Raw genomic sequence first — 19,677 nt, forward strand, 5'->3', positions numbered from 1 at the left:
TCCTGTCACTCGGCAATTGCGGTAATTCTGGCACACCGCTTCGACGCGAGCTCAGCCGATCTGGCCGTAGCGCCGCAATGCCTCGACCCGCTCGGCCGCGTGGTCGACGATCGGCTCCGGATAACCGGGCGGCGGGCCGCCCTTGAGCTTGTGGACGTCGTCTACATCGGCCAACTCGGGCACCCAGCGGCGGATGTACTCGCCGTCAGGGTCGAACTTCTGGCCCTGAGTGGTGGGGTTGAACACCCGGAAGTACGGAGCCGCGTCGGTCCCCGAACCGGCACACCACTGCCAGCCGTGCGCATTGTTGGCCATGTCGCCGTCGACGAGCTGCTTGAGGAACCACTGCGCACCCCACTGCCACGGCAGATGCAGGTCCTTGACCAGGAAGGACGCCACGATCATCCGCACCCGGTTATGCATGAATCCCGAATCACGTAGCTGGCGCATCCCGGCGTCGACGATCGGAAAACCGGTGCGGCCTTCCTTCCAGGCTTCGAACGCCTTCGTCGACTCCGAGCCGGTGTCGACCTCGATGGCGTCGAAGTTGCGGTTCCAGTTCCACCACGCGCTGTCCGGCCAGTGGTCAAGCACCGCGGCGTAGAAGTCCCGGAACGCCAGCTCGCGCAGATACGAGGCCGGGCCCTTGGCGCGGAAGTCGAGGTCGGCGGCCATCGTCCTGGGGTGGATCGTGCCGAACTTCAGATGCGCCGACATACGGCTGGTGGCCGCCTTGTCCGGCCGGTTGCGGTCCTCGTCGTAGTCGGCCAGCTGAGTGCGGACAAACTCTTTCCACCCGGCCAGCGCTGCCGTCTCGCCGGCCTCGAGATCCAAGTCGGCGCCCGGGTCGGGGGCCTCGGCCCGCAGCTTCGCGGGCAGGTCCGCCGGGTCGATCCACGTCACCTTCGCCGTTGCCGAGGCGGCGGGCCCGCGCCACCCGACTTCGCGCCAGCGGGCCAGGAACGGGGTGAAGACCTTGTACGGGGTGCCGTCGTCCTTGGTGACACGACCCGGCGTGACCAGATACGGCGATCCGGTGGCCTGCAGTGTCGCCCCGGAATCGGCCAGTGCAGCCTTGACCGCCGCGTCGCGCCGCACCCCGAACGGAGTGAAGTCTGCCGAGACATGCACCTCGGTGGCGTTGATCTGCTTGCACAGCAACGGGATTCGTTCCTCGGGCCGTCCGCGGGTGATCAGCAGTCGGCCGTCCAGGGAGTCGGCGAGGGTACGCAACGAATCCCCGAGGAATTGCAGTCGGCGCGCGCCTGATGACTTCTCCAGGCGCGGGTCCAGCACGAAGCAGGCGAGTACGTCGCTACCGTCGGCGGCCGCCTCCAGCAGCGGGGGCAGATCGCTCAGGCGCAGGTCGCGACGGAACCACAGCAGTGTGGGCATGTTCCTATGCTGCCCTTTCCGTGCCGAAGGTATGCGCGACGCAGGTCCTCACCCGCGGGTTGACCCGCACGCCGCCCGGGCTCTCGATTACCGAGTCGGCCGGCGTGCGGGTCCCGCTGGTCTACTGCGCCGGCGGCATCAGGACCGTGTCGATGAGGTACACCGTGGCGTTGGCGGTGCGCACGCCGCCGCACACCACGTTGGCCCCGTTGACCTGCAGGTGATCGCCCGAGCCGGTGACCGTCAGGTCCGCGCCCTGGACGGTCTTGTGAGTCCCCACCACCTTGTCGGGTGCGGCCTGACCGGGAACCACGTGATAGGTCAGGATCGAGGTCAGCAGATCCTTGTTGGTCTTGAGCTGATCGATTGTGGCCGGGTCGATCTTCGCGAAAGCGTCGTCCGTCGGAGCGAAGACGGTGAACTGGCCGCCGTTGAGGGTGTCGACCAGATTGACCTCAGGGTTCAGCTTGCCGGACAACGCAGCCGTCAAGGTGGTCAGCATCGGATTGTTGGACGCTGCCGTGGCGACCGGGGCCATCGACATGCCGCTCACCGAACCCGGCCCGGTGGGCACCTGCTCGGCATACGCCGCGCAGCCGGGGCCAACCGGACCTGAGTGATTGTCAGCGGCGGCGACGGGAGCCAGGCCCACCGAGAAAACCGCGGCCATGGTGAGCCCGGCCATCGAAGCGACCTTCGTGGATACTTTCATCGACATTCGATCATTCCTTTCGTAAGACGTTGCGCCAGAAGAGATCTGCGCACCGTTGCGATGTGTTGCGGGTTGTCCTGATGGGTGGGGAGCTCGCCGAGTCACTGGGCGGGCGGCATCAGCACCGTGTCGATCAGGTAGACCGTGGCGTTGGCCGTCTGGACACCGCCGCAGACGACGTTGGCGTCGTTGACCTTCAGTGCGTCACCCGAGCCGGTCACTGTGACCTCTGCGCCCTGGACGGTCTTGTGCTGGCCGACGACCTGAGCGGGGCTGGCCTGCGCCGGAACCACGTGGTAGGTCAGGATCGAGGTCAACAGGTTCGAGTCGGTCTTGAGCTTCTCGACCGTGGCGGGATCGAGCTTGGCGAACGCGTCGTCGGTCGGGGCGAACACGGTGAACTGCCCGCTGTCGAGAGTCTGGACCAGGTTCACGTTCGGGTTCAGCTTGCCCGTCAGCGCCGATGTCAGAGTCTTCAGCAGCGGGTTGTTGCTGGCTGCCACCGTCACCGGGTCCTTCGACATGCCCGCGACCGAACCGGGTCCGGTGGGCACCTGCTCGGCGTAGCTCGCGCAACCGGGACCGACCAGCGTGCCGGCCGGTGCGGCCGCCGCCGAGGTGGTGGTCGTGGTCGTGGTGGTCGCCGCGGGCGAGCTGCTCGACGACGACTCCGCCGTCGTACTGGTCGAGGAACAGCCCGCGAAAAGCATGGCGGCCGCCGTCAGTCCGACAGCGCTGAGAACGGTGCGATGAAATGCCATAGGTGACTCCCTTGTCGTGTGAATCGGTCCCAGTCGGTCCGACCGGTCTTGATCGGCAATGCACAGGCAATTCGGCACGCACCCCGGTCCGGACGGGTGCACCCCCGGTGGGGTCACAAACACGTCACAGTCTCGGCGGGTGCGAATCGGCAGCGATGCCGGGATTGTGGGCCGCGCGCGGCACAATTGAGTGGTGAGCGCCGCCAACCGTCTCCGGGTCCTGATCTTGGGCAGCACCGGTTCCATCGGAACCCAGGCGCTGGAGGTCATCGCCGAGAATCCGGACCGGTTCGAAGTCGTCGGCTTGGCCGCCGGCGGCGGGAACCCCGACCTGCTGGCCCGGCAGCGTGCGGAGACCGGCGTCACCAGCGTCGCCGTCGCCGACCCGGCCGCGGCGGACAAGGTCGGCGATGTCACCTACACCGGTCCCGACGCGGTCACTCGTCTGGTGACCGACACCTGCGAGAACGCCGGCGTCGACGTCGTGCTCAACGCGCTGGTCGGGGCCTTGGGGTTGGAACCGACCCTGGCCGCGTTGGCCTCCGGTGCCCGTCTGGCCCTGGCCAACAAGGAATCGCTGGTCGCAGGCGGACCGCTGGTGGTCAAGGCGGCGAGTCCCGGACAGATCGTGCCCGTCGACTCCGAACACTCGGCGCTGGCCCAGTGCCTACGCTCGGGCACCCCCGACGAAGTCGCCAAACTGGTGCTCACCGCTTCCGGCGGTCCGTTCCGCGGCTGGTCGGCAGCCCAGCTGGAGCCCGTCACGCCCGAGCAGGCCGGCGCCCATCCCACCTGGAACATGGGCCCGATGAACACGTTGAACTCGGCGTCGCTGGTCAACAAGGGGCTGGAGCTGATCGAGACGCACCTGCTGTTCGGTGTTCCCTACGAGCGCATCGAGGTCGTTGTCCACCCGCAGTCGATCGTGCACTCGATGGTGACGTTCACCGACGGCTCCACGATCGCCCAGGCCAGCCCCCCGGACATGAAACTGCCGATCTCACTCGCACTGGGCTGGCCCGGCCGGGTGCCGGGCGCGGCCGCGGCCTGCGACTTCACCACGGCCTCCACCTGGGAGTTCGAACCGCTGGACGCCTCGGTGTTTCCCGCCGTCGACCTGGCCCGCGAGGCCGGGCAGACCGGCGGGTGCCTGACCGCGGTCTACAACGCCGCCAATGAAGAGGCCGCTGAGGCCTTCCTGGCCGGAAAGATCCGGTTCCCGGCCATCGTGCGAACAATCGCCGACGTGCTGCACGCCGCCGACCAGTGGGCCGCCGAACCCGCTACCGTGGAAGAAGTACTTGACGCGCAGCGCTGGGCACGGCAACGGGCCCGCGAGGCCGTCACACAGGAGGTCGCTTCAATCCGATGATGTTCGTTATCGGCATTGTGCTGTTCGCACTCTGCATCCTCATCTCCGTGGCGCTGCACGAGTGCGGTCACATGTGGGTGGCCCGCGCCACCGGAATGAAGGTCCGCCGCTACTTCGTGGGCTTCGGGCCGACCCTGTGGTCGACGCATCGGCCCAACAAGCTCGGCTCCACCGAGTACGGCGTCAAGGCGGTCCCGCTCGGTGGCTTCTGCGATATCGCCGGCATGACGTCGGTGGAGGAACTCGCGCCCGAAGATCGCCCCTACGCGATGTTCAAGCAGGACACCTGGAAGCGGGCGGCGGTACTGTTCGCCGGGCCTGCGATGAACTTCATCATCGGGCTGGTGCTGATCTACGGGATCGCCGTTGTGTGGGGTCTGCCCAACCTGCATCAACCGACCACTGCGATGGTCGGTGAAACCGCTTGTGTGGCACCACAAGTCAGCAAAGACAAGGCGGGGGACTGCACCGGGCCCGGCCCGGCCGCACTGGCCGGCATCAAGAAGGGCGACGTCATCACCAAAGTCGGTGATGCGCGCGTCGGAACCTTCGACGAACTCGTCGCCGCGGTGCGCAAGGTGAACGGTCCCACCGTGTTCACCGTCGACCGTGTCGAGAACGGGCAGTCTCGCGAATTCACCACCACCGTCGACGTCACCGCGACCCAGCGGTGGACGTCGAAGGACGCGACCGCGCCCACCACGGTCGGCGCGATCGGCGTCGCGCCCGAGGTATTCGGGCCCACGCAGTACAACCCGCTGTCGGCGGTCCCCGCCACGTTCGCGTTCACCGGTGACCTCGCCGTCGAGCTGGGCAAGTCACTGGCCAAGATCCCGACCAAGGTCGGGGCGCTGGTGCATTCCATCGGCGGTGGCGAGCGTGATCCCGAGACCCCCATCAGTGTCGTCGGCGCCAGCATCATCGGCGGCGACACCGTCGACCATGGACTGTGGGTCGCGTTCTGGTTCTTCCTGGCCCAGCTCAACTTTGTGCTCGGTGCGATCAACCTGGTGCCGCTCTTGCCGTTCGACGGCGGTCACATCGCGATCGCGGTGTTCGAGAAGATCCGCAACCTTGTCCGATCGGCGCGCGGCAAAGTCGCCGCAGCTCCGGTCAATTACCTGAAGCTGATGCCCGCGACCTACGTGATCCTGGTCGTGGTGGTCGGCTACATGTTGTTGACCGTCACCGCCGACCTGGTCAACCCGATTCGACTGTTCCAGTAGTCGGCCCGAATTTTGGAGATGACAAAGTGACTTCGATAGGCCTGGGAATGCCGCCCGCTCCTCCGCCAGTGCTGGCGCCGCGCCGTAAAACCCGGCAACTGATGGTGCGTGACGTCGGTGTCGGCAGCGACTACCCGATCTCGGTGCAGTCGATGTGCACCACCAAGACTCACGATGTCAACACGACGTTGCAGCAGATCGCCGAGCTGACCGCCGCGGGCTGCGACATCGTTCGGGTGGCGTGTCCGCGTCAGGAGGACGCCGACGCGCTGTCCGAGATCGCCAAGCACAGCAACATCCCGGTGATCGCCGACATCCACTTCCAGCCGAAGTACATCTTCGCCGCGATCGACGCCGGTTGCGCGGCCGTGCGCGTCAACCCCGGCAACATCAAGGAGTTCGACGGCCGGGTCGGCGAAGTCGCCAAGGCTGCGGGCGCCGCAGGCATTCCGATCCGCATCGGGGTCAATGCCGGCTCGCTGGACAAGCGATTCATGGAGAAGTACGGCAAGGCCACCCCGGAAGCGCTCGTCGAGTCGGCGCTGTGGGAAGCCTCGCTGTTCGAGGAGCACGGCTTCGGCAACATCAAGATCAGCGTCAAGCACAACGACCCGGTCGTGATGGTGGCCGCCTACGAGCAGCTGGCCGAAAAGTGTGACTACCCACTACATCTCGGCGTCACCGAGGCGGGGCCGGCGTTCCAGGGCACCATCAAGTCCGCGGTCGCGTTCGGCGCGCTGCTGTCCCGGGGAATCGGCGACACCATCCGCGTCTCGCTGTCCGCGCCTCCGGTGGAAGAGGTCAAGGTCGGGATCCAGATCCTGGAGTCGCTGAACCTGCGGCCCCGCGGCCTCGAGATCGTGTCCTGCCCGTCGTGCGGGCGGGCCCAGGTCGACGTCTACACACTGGCCAACGCCGTGTCGGCGGGTCTGGACGGCCTCGACGTGCCGCTGCGGGTGGCCGTCATGGGGTGCGTCGTCAACGGTCCGGGGGAGGCGCGCGAGGCTGATCTCGGCGTGGCGTCGGGCAACGGCAAGGGACAGATTTTCGTCAAGGGCGAGGTGATCAAGACCGTGCCCGAGGCGCTGATCGTGGAGACGCTGATTGAAGAGGCGATGAGACTTGCCTCCGAGATCGGCGACGCCCAGCGTGACAGCGGCACATCTGCCAGCGGTTCGCCTGTCGTGACCGTAAGCTGATGGCGTCACCCGCCGGGGTTTCAGTCCGCAGAAAGTAAGGCCCATGTCGGCTCCGCCATTGTTCCGTCTGGTCGACGAGCGACGGGTGTCGGTGGTGCGCGACGCCGCGGCGGTGAACCGGGTACTGGCCGACGATCCGGTCGGCTCCTGCATGGTCGCCGCCCGCGTCGCCGACCACGGCGTCGAGCCGCAGGCGATCGGTGGCGAGTTGTGGACGCGCAGGCGTGCCGAGGAATCGCTCTGCTACGCCGGGGCGAATCTGATTCCCCTGCGCGGTGCGCAGCCCGACCTGTATGCGTTCGCCGACAAGGCGATGAGCACCGCCCGGCGCTGCTCCTCGTTGGTCGGCCGGGCCGAGCTTGTGCTGCCGCTCTGGGACCGCCTGCAGCACACCTGGGGGCCGGCGCGCGACGTGCGCGACCACCAGCCCCTCATGGCCCTGGGTGTGGCGCCGTCCTCGCGGATCGATCCGGCCGTGCGACGCGTGCGGGTCGATGAACTCGATGCCTACCTGGTCGCCGCGATCGACATGTTCATCGGCGAGGTCGGTATCGATCCACGGATCGGCGACGGCGGGCGGGGTTATCGCCGCCGGGTCGCCAGCCTGATCGCGGCCGGCCGGGCCTACGCCCGTTTCGAGCACGGGCAGGTGGTGTTCAAGGCGGAGGTGGGTTCGCAGTCTCCGGTGGTCGGCCAGATCCAGGGCGTGTGGGTGCATCCGGAGTGGCGCGGCCACGGGCTCGGCACCTCGGGCACCGCGGCGGTCGCCGCCGCGGTGGTCAACAGCGGCCGCATCGCAAGCCTCTATGTCAACAGCTTCAACGCGGTCGCCCGTGCGGCGTATGCGCGCGTGGGTTTCGCCGAGGTCGGGATGTTCGCGACCGTCCTGCTCGACTGAATGTCGTCATATTTCGTTTGCTCGATCGGACAACCCGATTGTCTCGATCCCGCCTGATGTGGTTGAGGCGCGGCGCAAGTCGCGCCATTGCCGGGAGATCGCAGGCAACTCACGGTTTGCGCTCAGTTCGCGGTGTCGAATCGGGGGGTCGACATGCGGGGTTCTGTTGATGGCTGGCCATGCTCGGGATGGGTGGCCGGTGCGCGGTGTCGTGTCCGCCGACGAGGCGCCGTCGTGAGCCGGCCGCGCGCACCGCGGGCGAAGAAACCGGTGGCGAAGGCCGTCAAAAGTGTTCCCGCAGAGGCTAGTCCGCGAGGCTTCCTCGACTCGCTCGCCCGCCGGATCCGGGTCAGACTCTTCAACCGGACGCCCCATCCTGGAGCCAGAAGCCCGATCAGCCCCTGATAGCGGAGTATTCGCTCGCATCGATCCGGTGACTCTCGCCGGGCATCGCTGAGGTTCCGATCGAGTTCGCCGCGGTGTGTTTGCGGCACTTTCCGGTCACGGGCTCATAACATTTGCCCCAATGGCTACTTGCACCTCACTAGTAACACGAGTAACAGGCGTCATCTCGGTTTTGGCGGTGGTGGCGGCGTCGGCGACGCTGTCGGCATGCACCCCGCGCCCCGATGGGCCGGGACCGGCGGCGGAGAAGTTCTTCGCCGACCTCACCAAGGGGGACACCGCGTCGGCGGCCCAGCTCTCCGACCGCCCGGCCGACGCCCAGGCCGCGCTGAACGAGGCATGGGCCGGCCTGCAGGCCACCCACCTCGACGCCCAGATCCTCGGCTCGCGCTACACCGAGGACACCGGCAGCGTGAACTACCGCTTCACCTGGCAGCTGCCCAAGAAACGGACCTGGACCTACGACGGCGTGCTGCAGATGATCCGCGACGAGGGCAATTGGCATGTCCGTTGGACCCCAGCCGGACTGCATCCGAAACTTGGTGAACACCAGCACTTCTCGCTGCGCTCTGATCCGCCGCGGCGGGCCTCGGTCAACGAACTCGGCGGCACCGACGTGCTCGCCCCGGCCAACCTGTACCGCTACCAGCTCGACGCCGCCAAGGCGGGTGCCGCGCTGATGTCCACCTCGCGGGTGGTCGCCGACCAGCTGCGCCAGTTCGACAACACCCTGGATCCGCAGCGCCTCGCCGAGCAGGCCAGCTCGTCCAGCGCCCCTCTGGATCTGGTCACCCTCAAGCCGGTGGACCATGACAAGGTCGCTCAGGCGCTGGACATGCTGCCCGGCGTCGTCGTCACCCCGCAGGCCGACCTGTTGCCCACCGACGACCGCTTCGCCCCGGCCGTGATGGGCCAGGTGAAGAAGGCGGTGATCGACGAACTCGACGGCGAGGCCGGCTGGAGAGTCGTCAGCGTGAACCAGAACGGCGCCGACATCGACGTGTTGCACGAGGTGGCGCCCACTCCGGCGCCGTCGATTTCGATCACCCTGGACCGGTCCGTGCAGAACGCCGCCCAACACGCCGTCGACACCCAGGGCCGCAAGGCGATGCTCGTGGTGATCAGACCGTCGACCGGCGAGATCCTCGGCGTCGCGCAGAATGCAGCGGCCGACGCCGACGGGCCGGCGGCCACCACCGGCCTGTATCCGCCCGGCTCGACGTTCAAGATCATCACGGCCGGCGCGGCCATCGACCGCAACATGGCCACCCCCAACACGTTGCTCGGTTGCCCAGGTGAGATCGACATCGGCCACCGAACCGTGCCGAACTACAACAAGTTCGACCTCGGCACGGTCCCGATGTCCAAGGCATTCGCCAATTCGTGCAACACCACGTTCGCCGAACTGGCCAGCCGGATGCCCCCGACCGCGCTGACCGTGGCGGCCTCGCAGTACGGCATCGGTCCGGACTACACCATCGACGGGCTGACCACGGTGACCGGCACGGTGCCGCCGACGGTGAATCTGGCCGAGCGCACCGAGGACGGATTCGGCCAGGGCAAGGTCCTGGTCACGCCGTTCGGGATGGCGCTGGTCGCCGCGACCGTGGCTGCGGGCAAGACGCCGACCCCACACCTGATCGTGGGAAGCCAGACGTCCGAGACCGGTGATCATCCGCCGATCACTCCGGCGATGCTCGACGGGCTGCGCCCGATGATGCGCCTGGTGGTCACCAACGGCACCGCGAAGGACATCAATGACGCCGGCGACGTGCGCGGCAAGACCGGTGAGGCCGAGTTCGCGGGCGGATCGCACGCCTGGTTCGCCGGCTACCGCGGCGACATGGCGTTCGCCGCGCTGATCGTGGGCGGCGGAAGTTCGGAGTACGCGGTTCGGATGGTCAAGATGATGCTGCAGGAGCTCCCTGCCGACTACCTGGCGTAACTCCAGGCCTCAGAACGTCGGCAGGTACGACAGGCTCTCGTTCCAGAAGTCGTCGTCACCGTAGCTGCGCAGATACTTGGACCTCCGCAACGCCCGCTCGGTGTTCAGGTCGAAGACGCCGACTTCGGAGTGATGCCGGTCGCTCGCGACGTAGGCGGTGTCGCCGCGCTCGAGCCGGCGGACCATGTGCTCGCGGCGACAGCTGTCGACATCGTTTCCGACTTGATACTGAACCGCCACAAGATGGCGATAATCGCGGCTATCGGGGGGCGACATCCGCCGGGCAATTATTTGATAGCGCATCAGATCACCTCGCAATACGCAGCTAGGAAGTGTTTCGGCGATTCTACCTCAGTTTGCCAAATCTGCACGGGACCGTAATGAGTCGCAGCGAGTCGATGCCTGGTCACGGCGACCGGAAGCCCGGTGTTTAGATGAGGCGTGGCGAACCGGATTCAGAGTCTGCTGGGCATTGCCTACCCCGTCGTGCAGGCTCCGATGACCTACATCGCGCGGGCGCCGTTGGCCGCGGCGGTGTCCGAGGCCGGGGGACTCGGCGTGATCGAAACGCTCACCCCGGAAGGTCGCGCCGACCTGCTTCGGGTGCGTGATCTGACCGACCGGCCGGTGGCCGCCAACCTGATGATCCAGGGCTGGAAACGGGACCCGTCGATCGTCGACGTGCTGGCCGACGCGAACATCCGCCACGTGTTCACCTCGGCGGGCGACCCGGCGCTGTTCACCGCGCGGCTGCACGACGCAGGCATGACGGTGGTGCACGTGGTGGGATCGCTGCGGGCTGCGCTCAAAGCCGTGGATGCCGGCGTGGACGCGCTGGTGGTCGAGGGCGTCGAGGGCGGGGGATTCAAATCGGCGCTCGGCGCGTCCACCTTGGTGCTGTTGCCGCTGATCGCCGACCGGGTCGACCTGCCCCTGATCGCGGCGGGCGGGATCTGCGACGCCCGCTCGGCCGCCGCGGCGGTGGTACTGGGGGCCGAGGGTGTCCAGATGGGCACCCGCATGCTGGCCAGCCGCGAGGCCGCGGTGCACGCCAACTTCAAAGACGCCATCGTGGCCGCCGACGACTCGGGGACGATCCTGCTCGACCTTCCCGGGAATCCCACGATGCGGGTGCTGCACGTCGGTCTGGCCCGCCGGGTGTCGACCGAGGGTGCCTCAGCGCCGCTGATCAGGGGTGTCACCGAGCTCTACTTCGAGGGCGACATGGAGGCCAGCGTGGCCAACACCGGTCAGGTCTCGTCGCGCATCGGCGACGTGCTGCCGGTCGCTGACATCGTCCGCGACACCTGGCTGGGCGCGCAGGGCATCCTCGCCGGGGCCGCCGCCCGGCTCTGATTCAGCCGGCGACGACGTTGCCGCCGGCCACCTTCACCGGGACCTGGGCCAGCGGAGTCACGGCGGGGCCGCGGAGCACGGCGCCGTCCAGGCCGAACCTGCTGCCGTGGCACGGACAATCGAGCGTTCCGTCGGTCACCGTGGACAGCTTGCAGCCGGCGTGCGTGCACCGGGCCACGAATCCCTCGAAGACGCCGGCGGTGGGCTGGGTGACGACGGTGTCGCCGATCACCTTGCCCGACCCCACCGGGATGTCGGTGGTCGCCGCCAGCACCTGACCCGGCGCGCTGGTCGTCGGCGGGGATACCAGCTCACCGGTATTGGAATTGCACGCGGCGATCGGAGCGACGGCGGCCCCGATCAGGACTGTTCGGCGCGGCAGCCCAGAGATGGACGCACTCATCGGCCCAGGCTAGTCGAGGTCGAGCAGGTACCGTGGATAGGCCATGACCGGAATCGAACACACCCCTGGGCTGCGGGTTTCCGACGCCGACCGCAACGGAACGCTGCGGCGGCTGCACAACGCCGTCGCGCTCGGGCTGATCGACATCGGCGAGTTCGAGGAGCGCTCCGCGCAGGTGTCGGCGGCGCGGATGCATTCCGATCTCGAGGTTCTGGTCGACGACCTGCCGGGGCCCGGTGCGATCGTCACCTCCGCGGCCGACCGGGTCGAGCTGCGAGGCTGGATGGGGTCGCTGAGGCGGCAGGGTGAGTGGACGGTGCCTACCCGGCTGGCGCTGGTGCGCCGCCTGGGTTCGGTCGACCTAGACCTGACCAATGCCCGGTTCGCCGGGCCGGTCGTGGTGATCGAGCTCGACATGGTGCGCGGGTCGTTGGATTTGCGGCTGCCCGAGGGCGCCAGCGCGTCCATCGACGACGTCACCGTCTATGCCGGCAGCGCCCGCGACCGTCGCAAGGACGCTCCGGCCGAAGGCACCCCGCACGTCGTGCTCACCGGGCGGGTGGTCATGGGGTCGGTCAACGTTCGCGGCCCCAAGCGTCCGCTGCTGCGTCGCCACTAGGCTGACAACATGCCCGTACGTACCGCACTCCGGCCCGGAACCGTTGCACCGGAACTGCCTGTCCCGAAGGCGATCGAGCGACCGGAATACGTAGGTAAATCGACGGTCGCCGAAGGCAGCGAGCCGTGGGTCCAGACGCCCGAGGTGATCGAGAAGATGCGCATCGCCGGCCGGATCGCCGCGGGTGCACTGGCCGAGGCGGGTAAGGCCGTCGCACCGGGGGTTACCACCGATCAGCTCGACCGCATCGCCCACGAGTACATGATCGATCACGGCGCCTACCCCTCGACGTTGCACTACAAGGGATTTCCGAAGTCGTGCTGCACCTCGCTGAACGAGATCATCTGCCACGGCATCCCCGACTCGACCGTCGTCGAGGACGGCGACATCGTCAACATCGACGTGACGGCCTACATCAACGGCGTCCACGGTGACACCAACGCCACCTTCTTGGCCGGCGAGGTCAGCGAGGAGCACCGTCTGCTGGTCGAACGCACGCACGAGGCGACGATGCGCGCGATCAAGGCCGTCAAGCCCGGGCGGGCCCTGTCGGTGGTCGGCCGGGTCATCGAGGCGTACGCAAATCGGTTCGGCTACAACGTCGTTCGCGACTTCACCGGTCACGGAATCGGCACGACCTTCCACAACGGACTGGTGGTGTTGCACTATGACCAGCCTGAGGTGGAGACCGTGCTGGAACCGGGGATGACGTTCACCATCGAACCGATGATCAACCTCGGGGCGCTGGACTACGAGATCTGGGACGACGGCTGGACGGTCGCCACCAAGGACCGCAAGTGGACCGCACAGTTCGAGCACACGCTGGTCGTCACCGAAGACGGCGCGGAAATTCTGACGCTGGCGCCTTAGTCGTGGCGAGTGTGCGTCCTCGTACGCGGTCCGCGGCGTGTTGCGTACGAAACCGCACGCTCGCGGGGAAAAAGTGAGCGGGGGCGCGCTGCTGATCGCCGGCACCACGTCGGACGCCGGCAAGTCGATGGTCGTCGCGGGACTGTGCCGACTGTTGGTGCGCAAGGGAATTCGTGTGGCGCCGTTCAAGGCGCAGAATATGAGCAACAATTCGGTGGTCACCGTCGATGGCGGCGAGATCGGCCGGGCCCAGGGTATGCAGGCGCGGGCGGCAGGGCTGGCGCCGAGTACCCGGTTCAACCCGGTGTTGCTCAAACCCGGCAGCGACCGCACCTCGCAGTTGGTGGTCAGGGGCCACCCGGTCGGCACGGTCGGCGCGGCCGACTACATCCATCATCGCGACCGGCTCGCCGGGGTGGTCGCCGACGAACTGGCGTCGCTGCGCGCGGAATTCGATGTCGTGTTGTGCGAAGGTGCGGGATCCCCGGCCGAAATCAACCTGCGGGCAACCGATCTGGCCAACATGGGGTTGGCCCGGGCGGCCGATCTGCCGGTCGTTATCGTCGGCGACATCGACCGCGGTGGTCTGCTGGCTCACCTTTTCGGCACCGTCGCGGTGCTGTCACCGGAGGATCAGGCGTTGATCGCGGGCTTCATCGTCAACAAGTTCCGCGGGGATCCGGCACTGCTGGCCCCCGGCCTCGACCAGCTCGCCGAGCTCACCGGCCGGCCCACCTACGGCATCGTGCCCTACAGCGACGAGCTGTGGCTCGACGCCGAGGATTCGGTGTCGGTGGTGGCGGGCCATGTGGTCGGTGTTCCGGCTCCGCCGCGCGGCGAGCAGCGGCTACGCGTCGCGGCAATCCGGCTACCGCGCATCTCCAATTCCACCGATGTCGAAGCGCTGGCCTGCGAACCGGGTGTTGTGGTCCGCTGGGTCGGCGAGCCGGCCGAGCTGGCCGACGCCGACGTCGTCATCATCCCCGGCAGCAAGGCCACGGTCGCTGACCTCGGCTGGTTGCGGGAGCGGGGCCTGGCCGATGCGGTCACCGCGCACGCGCAGACCGGTCGCCCGGTGCTGGGCATCTGCGGCGGGTTTCAGATGCTGGCGCGGCGCATCGGTGACACCGTCGAAACCCGCACCGGTGATGTCGACGGGTTGGGCCTGCTGGATGCCGAGATCGACTTCGCGCCCGCGAAGGTGCTGCGGCACTGGCAGAGTCCGTTGAGTGGCTACGAAATCCACCACGGCCGGGTATCCCGCTGCGGCGAGGACAGCTGGTTCGACGCCGACGGCGATGTCCAGGGTTACGTGCGAGGCGCGGTGTTCGGCACCCACTGGCACGGCTTGCTGGACAACGACGAGTTCCGGCGCGGCTGGCTCACCGCCGCAGCGGCGGCCGCGGGCCGGACCGGTTTCGAGGTCGCGACCGATGTCAGCGTGCCGGCGCGCCGCGATGCCCAGCTCGATCTGATGGCCGATCTGCTGGTCGCCCACCTCGACATCGATACGCTGTTGTCGCTGATCAGCGGCGGTGCGCCGGTGCGTCCAACGGTGAGCACCCAATTGCATCGCCTACCCTGAAACTCATGTCGGGTCGGGCAGTTCTGGTCACCGCGTCGGCGGTCGCGGTCGCGGTCGTCGCCGGTTGCGGATCGACGGTGTCGGGCACCGCGACGTGGCCAGGCGCCACGCTGGAAAAGGCCACGCTTGCGCCCGCCGATTTCCCGCCCGGCGTGCAGTACGACCGCATCGTCGAGCAGCTCGGTCAACCTGACAACACCGGTAGTCCGCCGTCGATGCGCTCGCGACCGGACGGTTGCGCGAACGCCCTGACCAATGTGATCGCCGATTCGGCTGAGCGCGGGCCGGGAAGCGCGGCCAAATACGCGGCCACCTACGACGGCGCGCGCATCGTGATGACGGTGTTGTCGTGGCCCCTGGATCTGGACAAGCTCGAGGCGGCGGCGGGCCGCTGCGCCCAGTTCGAAGCCTACTTCGACGCCAGGAGCAAGGGCATCCCGATCACCACGACCGAACTTCCCGGCTTGAGTGATGATGCACTGGCGTATCAGCAAACGATGCAGCTGATGGGTTCGGCCAGTAGTGTTTACATGGCGTTCCAGAATGTGGGCCGGTATGGAGTTTTCGGAATCGCTTTTCCCACACCTGATCCCAGTATCGATGCCAAAGCGTCTCTGCCGCAGACATTCCTGGACGTGTTTGCCAAACAAGCTGTGAAGATCCGTAACGCGATCTGAGGAGATGAGGAACCCTGCGGAAACTGCCTCGGGTACGCCACTTTCGCAGTAACGTGGCGAAATGCCTTCGACGATGGTGACTGTCGACGGGTTCCCCGTCCCGGTCAGCGTGACCGGACCGGAGAAGGGCCCCTATGTCGTCCTGCTGGGCGCGGCCCAGCATGCTCCGGCCGCCTATGACGGGGTCTGCCAACGCTTGCACACGGCGTCGGTTCGCACGGTCGTCATCGGCGCCGACCCTCGGCTACATCCCAAAGCGGTCATCGGCATCCTCGACGCTCTCGACGTCCGGTGGGGAATCCTGGTGGGGGACCGCGCGGGCGCCGAACTCGCGTGGGAACTGGCGGCCACCCGGCTGGACCGGTTCACCGGCCTCGTCGTGATCGATCGGGGACACCCGCGCGTCCCCGACCAGAACGGCGTGGTCCGCGACGAGGATTGCCCGCCGGTGGAGATAAATACCACCGCGCTGGTCAGCACCCCCGCCGCCCGGGCCCTGGCCAGGGCCAGTCAGCGCTACGTGTACAGCGACTACCGGGTGGTGGAGTTCACCGGCAGGCGCAATGCCGCCGAGTCCACCGCGCAGTTGGCCGCGGAGATCGTCTTGCGCACCAGCACCTGGTGAATCTAGCGAAGCGGTGCGTCCGTCGCCTCGCTGGGAGTCCACGCCTGCGGTAGGCCCGGTTGTCCGGGGAACAAGAAGTCGACGAAAGCCTGTGCGGTGGGCTGTGGCTGGTGATTGGCCAGTCCGGGCCGTTCATTGGCTTCGATGAACACATACTCGTCGCGGGTCACGTCGGGCACCAGGAGATCGATGCCGGTGACCGGGATACCGATGGCATCGGCCGCCACCACCGCGACCCGGCACAACTCGGGATGCACGATGGCCGTCACGTCGTGAATGGTGCCGCCCTGGTGCAGGTTTGCGGTTTTGCGCACGCGCAGTCGCTCGGTTTCGGGAAGGACGTCGTCGAACGACCAACCGGCTTCGGCGACAGTCGCTTCGGTGACCTCGTCGAGCGGGATGCGGGATTCGCCACCGGTGGCCGCGGCGCGGCGTCGGCTCTGGGTCTCGATGAGCTCGCGGACGGTGTGTTTGCCGGTGCCGACGATCTCGGCCGGTTTGCGCAGTGCGGCCGCGACGACCTTGCCGTCGATGACCACCAGGCGAAGATCGTCACCGCCGGCGCGCTGTTCGATCAGCACTTCGGGGTGCTGTTCACGGGCGCGGGCCAGGGCGGCGTCCAGCGCCTCGGGGCTGTCGATGCCAACGGTGATGCCCTTGCCCTGCTCGCCGCGGGTCGGTTTGACGACGACGTCGCCGACCTCGGCCAGGAAGGCGTGGTCGTCGCCGTCGAAGGTGGCCAGGCGGCCCCGCGGCACGACGATGCCGGCTTCGGACACGATGCGACGGGTCAGTCGTTTGTCATCGCAGCGGCTCATCGCGACAGCGGAGGTGTATTCACTCAACGACTCTCGCGTCACCACGCTGCGCCCGCCGAAGGACAACCTCATCTCACCGGTCTCGGCGTCGAGGACCTCGATGCGGATTCCGCGCCGCATGGCCTCGTCGGCGATGATGCGCGCGTAGGGGTTCAGATCGTCGACAGTTTCAGACGCCGGGGTGAACAGCGGCTCGTTGATCGCGTTCTTGCGCTTGACGGCCAGCACCGGGACGCGCTGGAAACCGAGCTTCTCGTACAGCGCGATCGCCGCGGCGTTGTCGTAGGCCACCGAGAGGTCCAGGTAGGCGCGGCCGCGGTCGCGGAAGACCGCGGCCAGTGTGCGGGTCAGCGATGCGCCGATACCGGGCAGGCTGGCGGTCGGGTCGACGGCCAGTGACCACAGGCTGGACCCGTCCTCGGGATCGTTGAACAGCCGCTTGTGGTCGACGCCGGTGACCGTGCCGACCACCGACCCGTCGTCATCGCGCACCGCGACCAGATACTCCACGGCGTCGCAGTGCAGGTGGTTGTTCCAGATCAGTTCGGTGGGCGCCGGGACCATGCCGCAGCGCACGTACACCCGGTTCATCTCGTCGGCTTCGGCCTGATCGCGCAGCGGGCGCACGGTGAACCCGGCCGGCGTTGGCACGTCGGGGTCGTCGGGGTGCAGCCGCCAGCGGTAGGTGTGGCTGGGGTCGATGAACAGCTCGGCCGGCGACTTGGCCACCAGCACATGCGATTCGCGGGCGTAGATGCAGATGTCGCGCCGGCCCTGCTCCTCCTGCTGCAGCACCGCGGCCAGCTTGTCGGGGCTTTCGAAGGTCTGCCCGAAAATCAATCGGCCCCAACCTAATTCGAGCACCACATCGTCCGACATCTCGCGGACCAGTTCTTCGGGCGAGGCCTCGTGCAGGCTCATCGTGATGGCCTCGGTGTGCGACGAGGAGCTCATGCCGCCGGCCCCGTGATGCCGTGCTGCTGCAGCCATAGCTCAAGGAGTCCGATCTGCCAGAGTTCGTTGCCGCGCAGCGGGGTCAGGCGGCCGTTGGGATCGGCCAGCAACCGTTCGACCGCCTCTGGCCGGAACAGGCCGCGTTCCTTGGCCGCCGGCGCGTACAACGCGTCACGGACCATTTCCAGGTACGGACCTTCCAGGTGGGTCAGCGCGGGCACCGGGAAGTAACCCTTCGGCCTGTCGATCACCTCTGCCGGAATCACTTGCCGGGCAGCCTCTTTCAAGACACCCTTACCGCCGTGGGCGGTCTTGAGCTCGGGCGGGCAGGTCGCCGCCAGCTCTACCAGATCGTGGTCGAGGAAGGGCACCCGTCCCTCCAGCCCCCATGCCATCGTCATGTTGTCGACACGCTTGACCGGATCGTCGACCAGCATCACGGTGGTGTCGAGCCGCAATGCCCGATCCACGCCCGTCTGAGCGCCGGGTTGGGCGAAGTGCTCGGCGACGAATGACAGGCTGGGATCCTCACGGCCGCTGAGCCGGTCGTCAGCGAGTAGTGCTGCGACGCCGTCATGGTCTCGGTCGAAGAACGCACCGCGGTAGCGCGCGACGGAACCGTCGACGCTGGCCGCGTCCGGCTCGGCCATCGGGGGATACCAGTGGTAGCCGGCGAACACCTCGTCCGCGCCCTGGCCGGACTGGACGACCTTGACGTGCTTGGCGACCTCCTGGCTCAGCAGGTAGAACGCCACGCAGTCGTGGGAGACCATCGGCTCGCTCATCGCGCCGATCGCGCCCTGCAGCGCGGGCAGCATCCGGGCGGTGTCGATGCGGATCTGGTGGTGGTCGGTGCCGAACCGCTCGGCCACGATGTCGGAGTAGACGAATTCGTCACCCTTGACGCCGCCGACCGATTCGAAGCCGATGGAGAAGGTCGACAGTCCCTGCTGGCCGGCCTCGGCGAGCAGGCCGACTATCAAGCTGGAGTCCACCCCGCCCGAGAGCAGGCAGCCGACCGGCACGTCGGCGACCAGGCGGCGCTTGACGGCGGCACGCAGCGAGTCGAGAACCGCGTCCTCCCAGTCGCGTTCGCTCCAGTCGGACCGGTCCGCGCGACGGCTGAAATCCGGCGCCCAGTAGGTGATCTCACGTCGCTTGCCGTCAGGCTCGATGGCCAGCAGGGTGCCGGGGGAGAGCTTGCGGACACCGCACAGGATGGTGCGTGGGGCCGGGACCACCGAATGGAACGTCAAGTAGTGGTGCAGCGCGATCGGGTCGATGCGGGTGTCGACACCACCGCCGGCCAGCAGGGCGGGCAGTGACGACGCGAACCGGATGCGGTGGGAATCCTCGCTGATGTACAGCGGTTTGATGCCCAACCGGTCGCGACCGAGCAGGACTCGTCCGCTGTCACGCTCGGTGATCGCGAAGGCGAACATCCCGTAGAGCCGGTCGACGAACCGGTCACCCCAGTGGTGGTAGGCCTTGAGCAACACCTCGGTGTCGCTGTGGGAGAAGAACCGGTAACCGTGTCCGGCGAGCTCGTCGCGCAGGGCTTCGTAGTTGTAGATGCAGCCGTTCCAGGCGATGGTCAGTCCGAGCTCGGCATCGACCATCGGCTGGGCGCCCGCTGGGGTCAGATCGATAATCTTCAGCCTGCGGTGGCCGAGCGCCACCCGGCCCTGCGACCACACCCCTGACCCATCCGGCCCGCGAGGCTCCATTGTCTCCGCCATCGCAGCCACCGCGGCCACATCGGGGGCCTGATTGTCGAGACGGACTTCACCCGCCGCTCCACACATCGTTCCCGACCAATCCCGTCTGTTTCGCTACCTTCGGCTTTCCTATTTACCC

At 67.5% G+C, this 19,677-nt stretch carries 18 protein-coding genes; 11 read left to right on the forward strand and 7 right to left on the reverse strand.

Annotated features, from left to right (window positions below; genetic code table 11):
- Window positions 1-51: 51 nt before the first annotated feature.
- The 3 genes from G6N32_RS09395 to G6N32_RS09405 form a co-directional block, all read right to left on the reverse strand.
- Window positions 52-1,395: a cryptochrome/photolyase family protein gene (locus tag G6N32_RS09395; protein WP_115319364.1), complete on the reverse strand. Its 1,344-nt coding sequence runs from the start codon at window positions 1,393-1,395 to the stop codon at window positions 52-54.
- A 121-nt stretch (window positions 1,396-1,516) separates the two neighbouring features.
- Complete coding sequence (locus G6N32_RS09400; RefSeq protein ID WP_410432613.1) at window positions 1,517-2,107, reverse strand: fasciclin domain-containing protein; 591 nt, start codon at window positions 2,105-2,107, stop codon at window positions 1,517-1,519.
- Between the two features lie 101 nt (window positions 2,108-2,208).
- A complete protein-coding gene (locus tag G6N32_RS09405; protein ID WP_115319366.1) occupies window positions 2,209-2,868 on the reverse strand; it encodes a fasciclin domain-containing protein in 660 nt (219 codons plus the stop codon).
- Between the two features lie 193 nt (window positions 2,869-3,061).
- Between G6N32_RS09405 and dxr the strand changes: the two genes are divergently transcribed.
- The 5 genes from dxr (at window position 3,062) to G6N32_RS09430 (ending at window position 9,913) form a co-directional block, all read left to right on the forward strand.
- Window positions 3,062-4,240, forward strand: a complete 1,179-nt coding sequence (gene dxr, locus G6N32_RS09410; protein ID WP_115321037.1) for a 1-deoxy-D-xylulose-5-phosphate reductoisomerase — start codon at window positions 3,062-3,064, stop codon at window positions 4,238-4,240.
- On the forward strand, window positions 4,237-5,466 hold the full coding sequence (locus tag G6N32_RS09415) for a M50 family metallopeptidase (protein ID WP_115319367.1): 1,230 nt from the start codon (window positions 4,237-4,239) through the stop codon (window positions 5,464-5,466). The genes dxr and G6N32_RS09415 overlap by 4 nt, the downstream gene beginning before the upstream one ends.
- Before the next feature lie 47 nt (window positions 5,467-5,513).
- Window positions 5,514-6,665 (forward strand): flavodoxin-dependent (E)-4-hydroxy-3-methylbut-2-enyl-diphosphate synthase, encoded by a 1,152-nt coding sequence (gene ispG, locus G6N32_RS09420; RefSeq protein WP_115319368.1) that lies wholly within the window; start codon window positions 5,514-5,516, stop codon window positions 6,663-6,665.
- 43 nt (window positions 6,666-6,708) lie between these two features.
- Complete coding sequence (locus G6N32_RS09425) at window positions 6,709-7,563, forward strand: GNAT family N-acetyltransferase (protein WP_115319369.1); 855 nt, start codon at window positions 6,709-6,711, stop codon at window positions 7,561-7,563.
- Between the two features lie 526 nt (window positions 7,564-8,089).
- Window positions 8,090-9,913, forward strand: coding sequence for a penicillin-binding transpeptidase domain-containing protein (locus G6N32_RS09430; protein ID WP_115319370.1), 1,824 nt, complete (start codon window positions 8,090-8,092; stop codon window positions 9,911-9,913).
- Window positions 9,914-9,922: 9 nt separating this feature from the next.
- Here the strand turns inward: G6N32_RS09430 and G6N32_RS09435 are convergent, their stop codons facing one another.
- Window positions 9,923-10,153 (reverse strand): hypothetical protein, encoded by a 231-nt coding sequence (locus tag G6N32_RS09435; RefSeq protein ID WP_232077579.1) that lies wholly within the window; start codon window positions 10,151-10,153, stop codon window positions 9,923-9,925.
- 201 nt (window positions 10,154-10,354) lie between these two features.
- On the opposite strand from G6N32_RS09435, the gene G6N32_RS09440 reads away from it, so the two are divergent.
- On the forward strand, window positions 10,355-11,269 hold the full coding sequence (locus G6N32_RS09440; protein WP_115319372.1) for an NAD(P)H-dependent flavin oxidoreductase: 915 nt from the start codon (window positions 10,355-10,357) through the stop codon (window positions 11,267-11,269).
- Between the two features lies 1 nt (window position 11,270).
- On the opposite strand, the gene G6N32_RS09445 is transcribed toward G6N32_RS09440, so the two are convergent.
- Window positions 11,271-11,672: a QcrA and Rieske domain-containing protein gene (locus tag G6N32_RS09445; RefSeq protein WP_170310588.1), complete on the reverse strand. Its 402-nt coding sequence runs from the start codon at window positions 11,670-11,672 to the stop codon at window positions 11,271-11,273.
- 43 nt (window positions 11,673-11,715) lie between these two features.
- Here G6N32_RS09445 and G6N32_RS09450 point away from each other — a divergent pair, with 43 nt between their 5' ends.
- From G6N32_RS09450 to G6N32_RS09470, 5 genes are all read left to right on the forward strand, one after another.
- Window positions 11,716-12,291 carry a DUF1707 SHOCT-like domain-containing protein gene (locus G6N32_RS09450; RefSeq protein WP_115319373.1) on the forward strand — a complete coding sequence of 192 codons (576 nt, stop codon included), beginning with the start codon at window positions 11,716-11,718 and terminating at the stop codon, window positions 12,289-12,291.
- Window positions 12,292-12,300: 9 nt separating this feature from the next.
- Window positions 12,301-13,161: a type I methionyl aminopeptidase gene (gene map / locus G6N32_RS09455; protein WP_115319374.1), complete on the forward strand. Its 861-nt coding sequence runs from the start codon at window positions 12,301-12,303 to the stop codon at window positions 13,159-13,161.
- A 73-nt stretch (window positions 13,162-13,234) separates the two neighbouring features.
- Window positions 13,235-14,746, forward strand: a complete 1,512-nt coding sequence (locus G6N32_RS09460) for a cobyric acid synthase (protein ID WP_115319375.1) — start codon at window positions 13,235-13,237, stop codon at window positions 14,744-14,746.
- 5 nt (window positions 14,747-14,751) lie between these two features.
- Window positions 14,752-15,423, forward strand: coding sequence for a hypothetical protein (locus tag G6N32_RS09465; protein ID WP_115319376.1), 672 nt, complete (start codon window positions 14,752-14,754; stop codon window positions 15,421-15,423).
- Window positions 15,424-15,484: 61 nt separating this feature from the next.
- The gene (locus G6N32_RS09470; RefSeq protein WP_115319377.1) at window positions 15,485-16,048 is read left to right on the forward strand and encodes an alpha/beta fold hydrolase; all 564 of its coding nucleotides are present in this window, start codon (window positions 15,485-15,487) and stop codon (window positions 16,046-16,048) included.
- Between the two features lie 2 nt (window positions 16,049-16,050).
- Here the strand turns inward: G6N32_RS09470 and ngg are convergent, their stop codons facing one another.
- Window positions 16,051-17,820, reverse strand: a complete 1,770-nt coding sequence (gene ngg, locus G6N32_RS09475) for an N-acetylglutaminylglutamine synthetase (RefSeq protein ID WP_115321039.1) — start codon at window positions 17,818-17,820, stop codon at window positions 16,051-16,053.
- Window positions 17,817-19,625, reverse strand: coding sequence for an N-acetylglutaminylglutamine amidotransferase (locus G6N32_RS09480; RefSeq protein ID WP_115319378.1), 1,809 nt, complete (start codon window positions 19,623-19,625; stop codon window positions 17,817-17,819). The genes ngg and G6N32_RS09480 overlap by 4 nt, the downstream gene beginning before the upstream one ends.
- Window positions 19,626-19,677 lie beyond the last annotated feature (52 nt).

This window comes from Mycolicibacterium aichiense (genome assembly GCF_010726245.1).
In the GTDB taxonomy this organism is placed as follows: domain Bacteria; phylum Actinomycetota; class Actinomycetes; order Mycobacteriales; family Mycobacteriaceae; genus Mycobacterium; species Mycobacterium aichiense.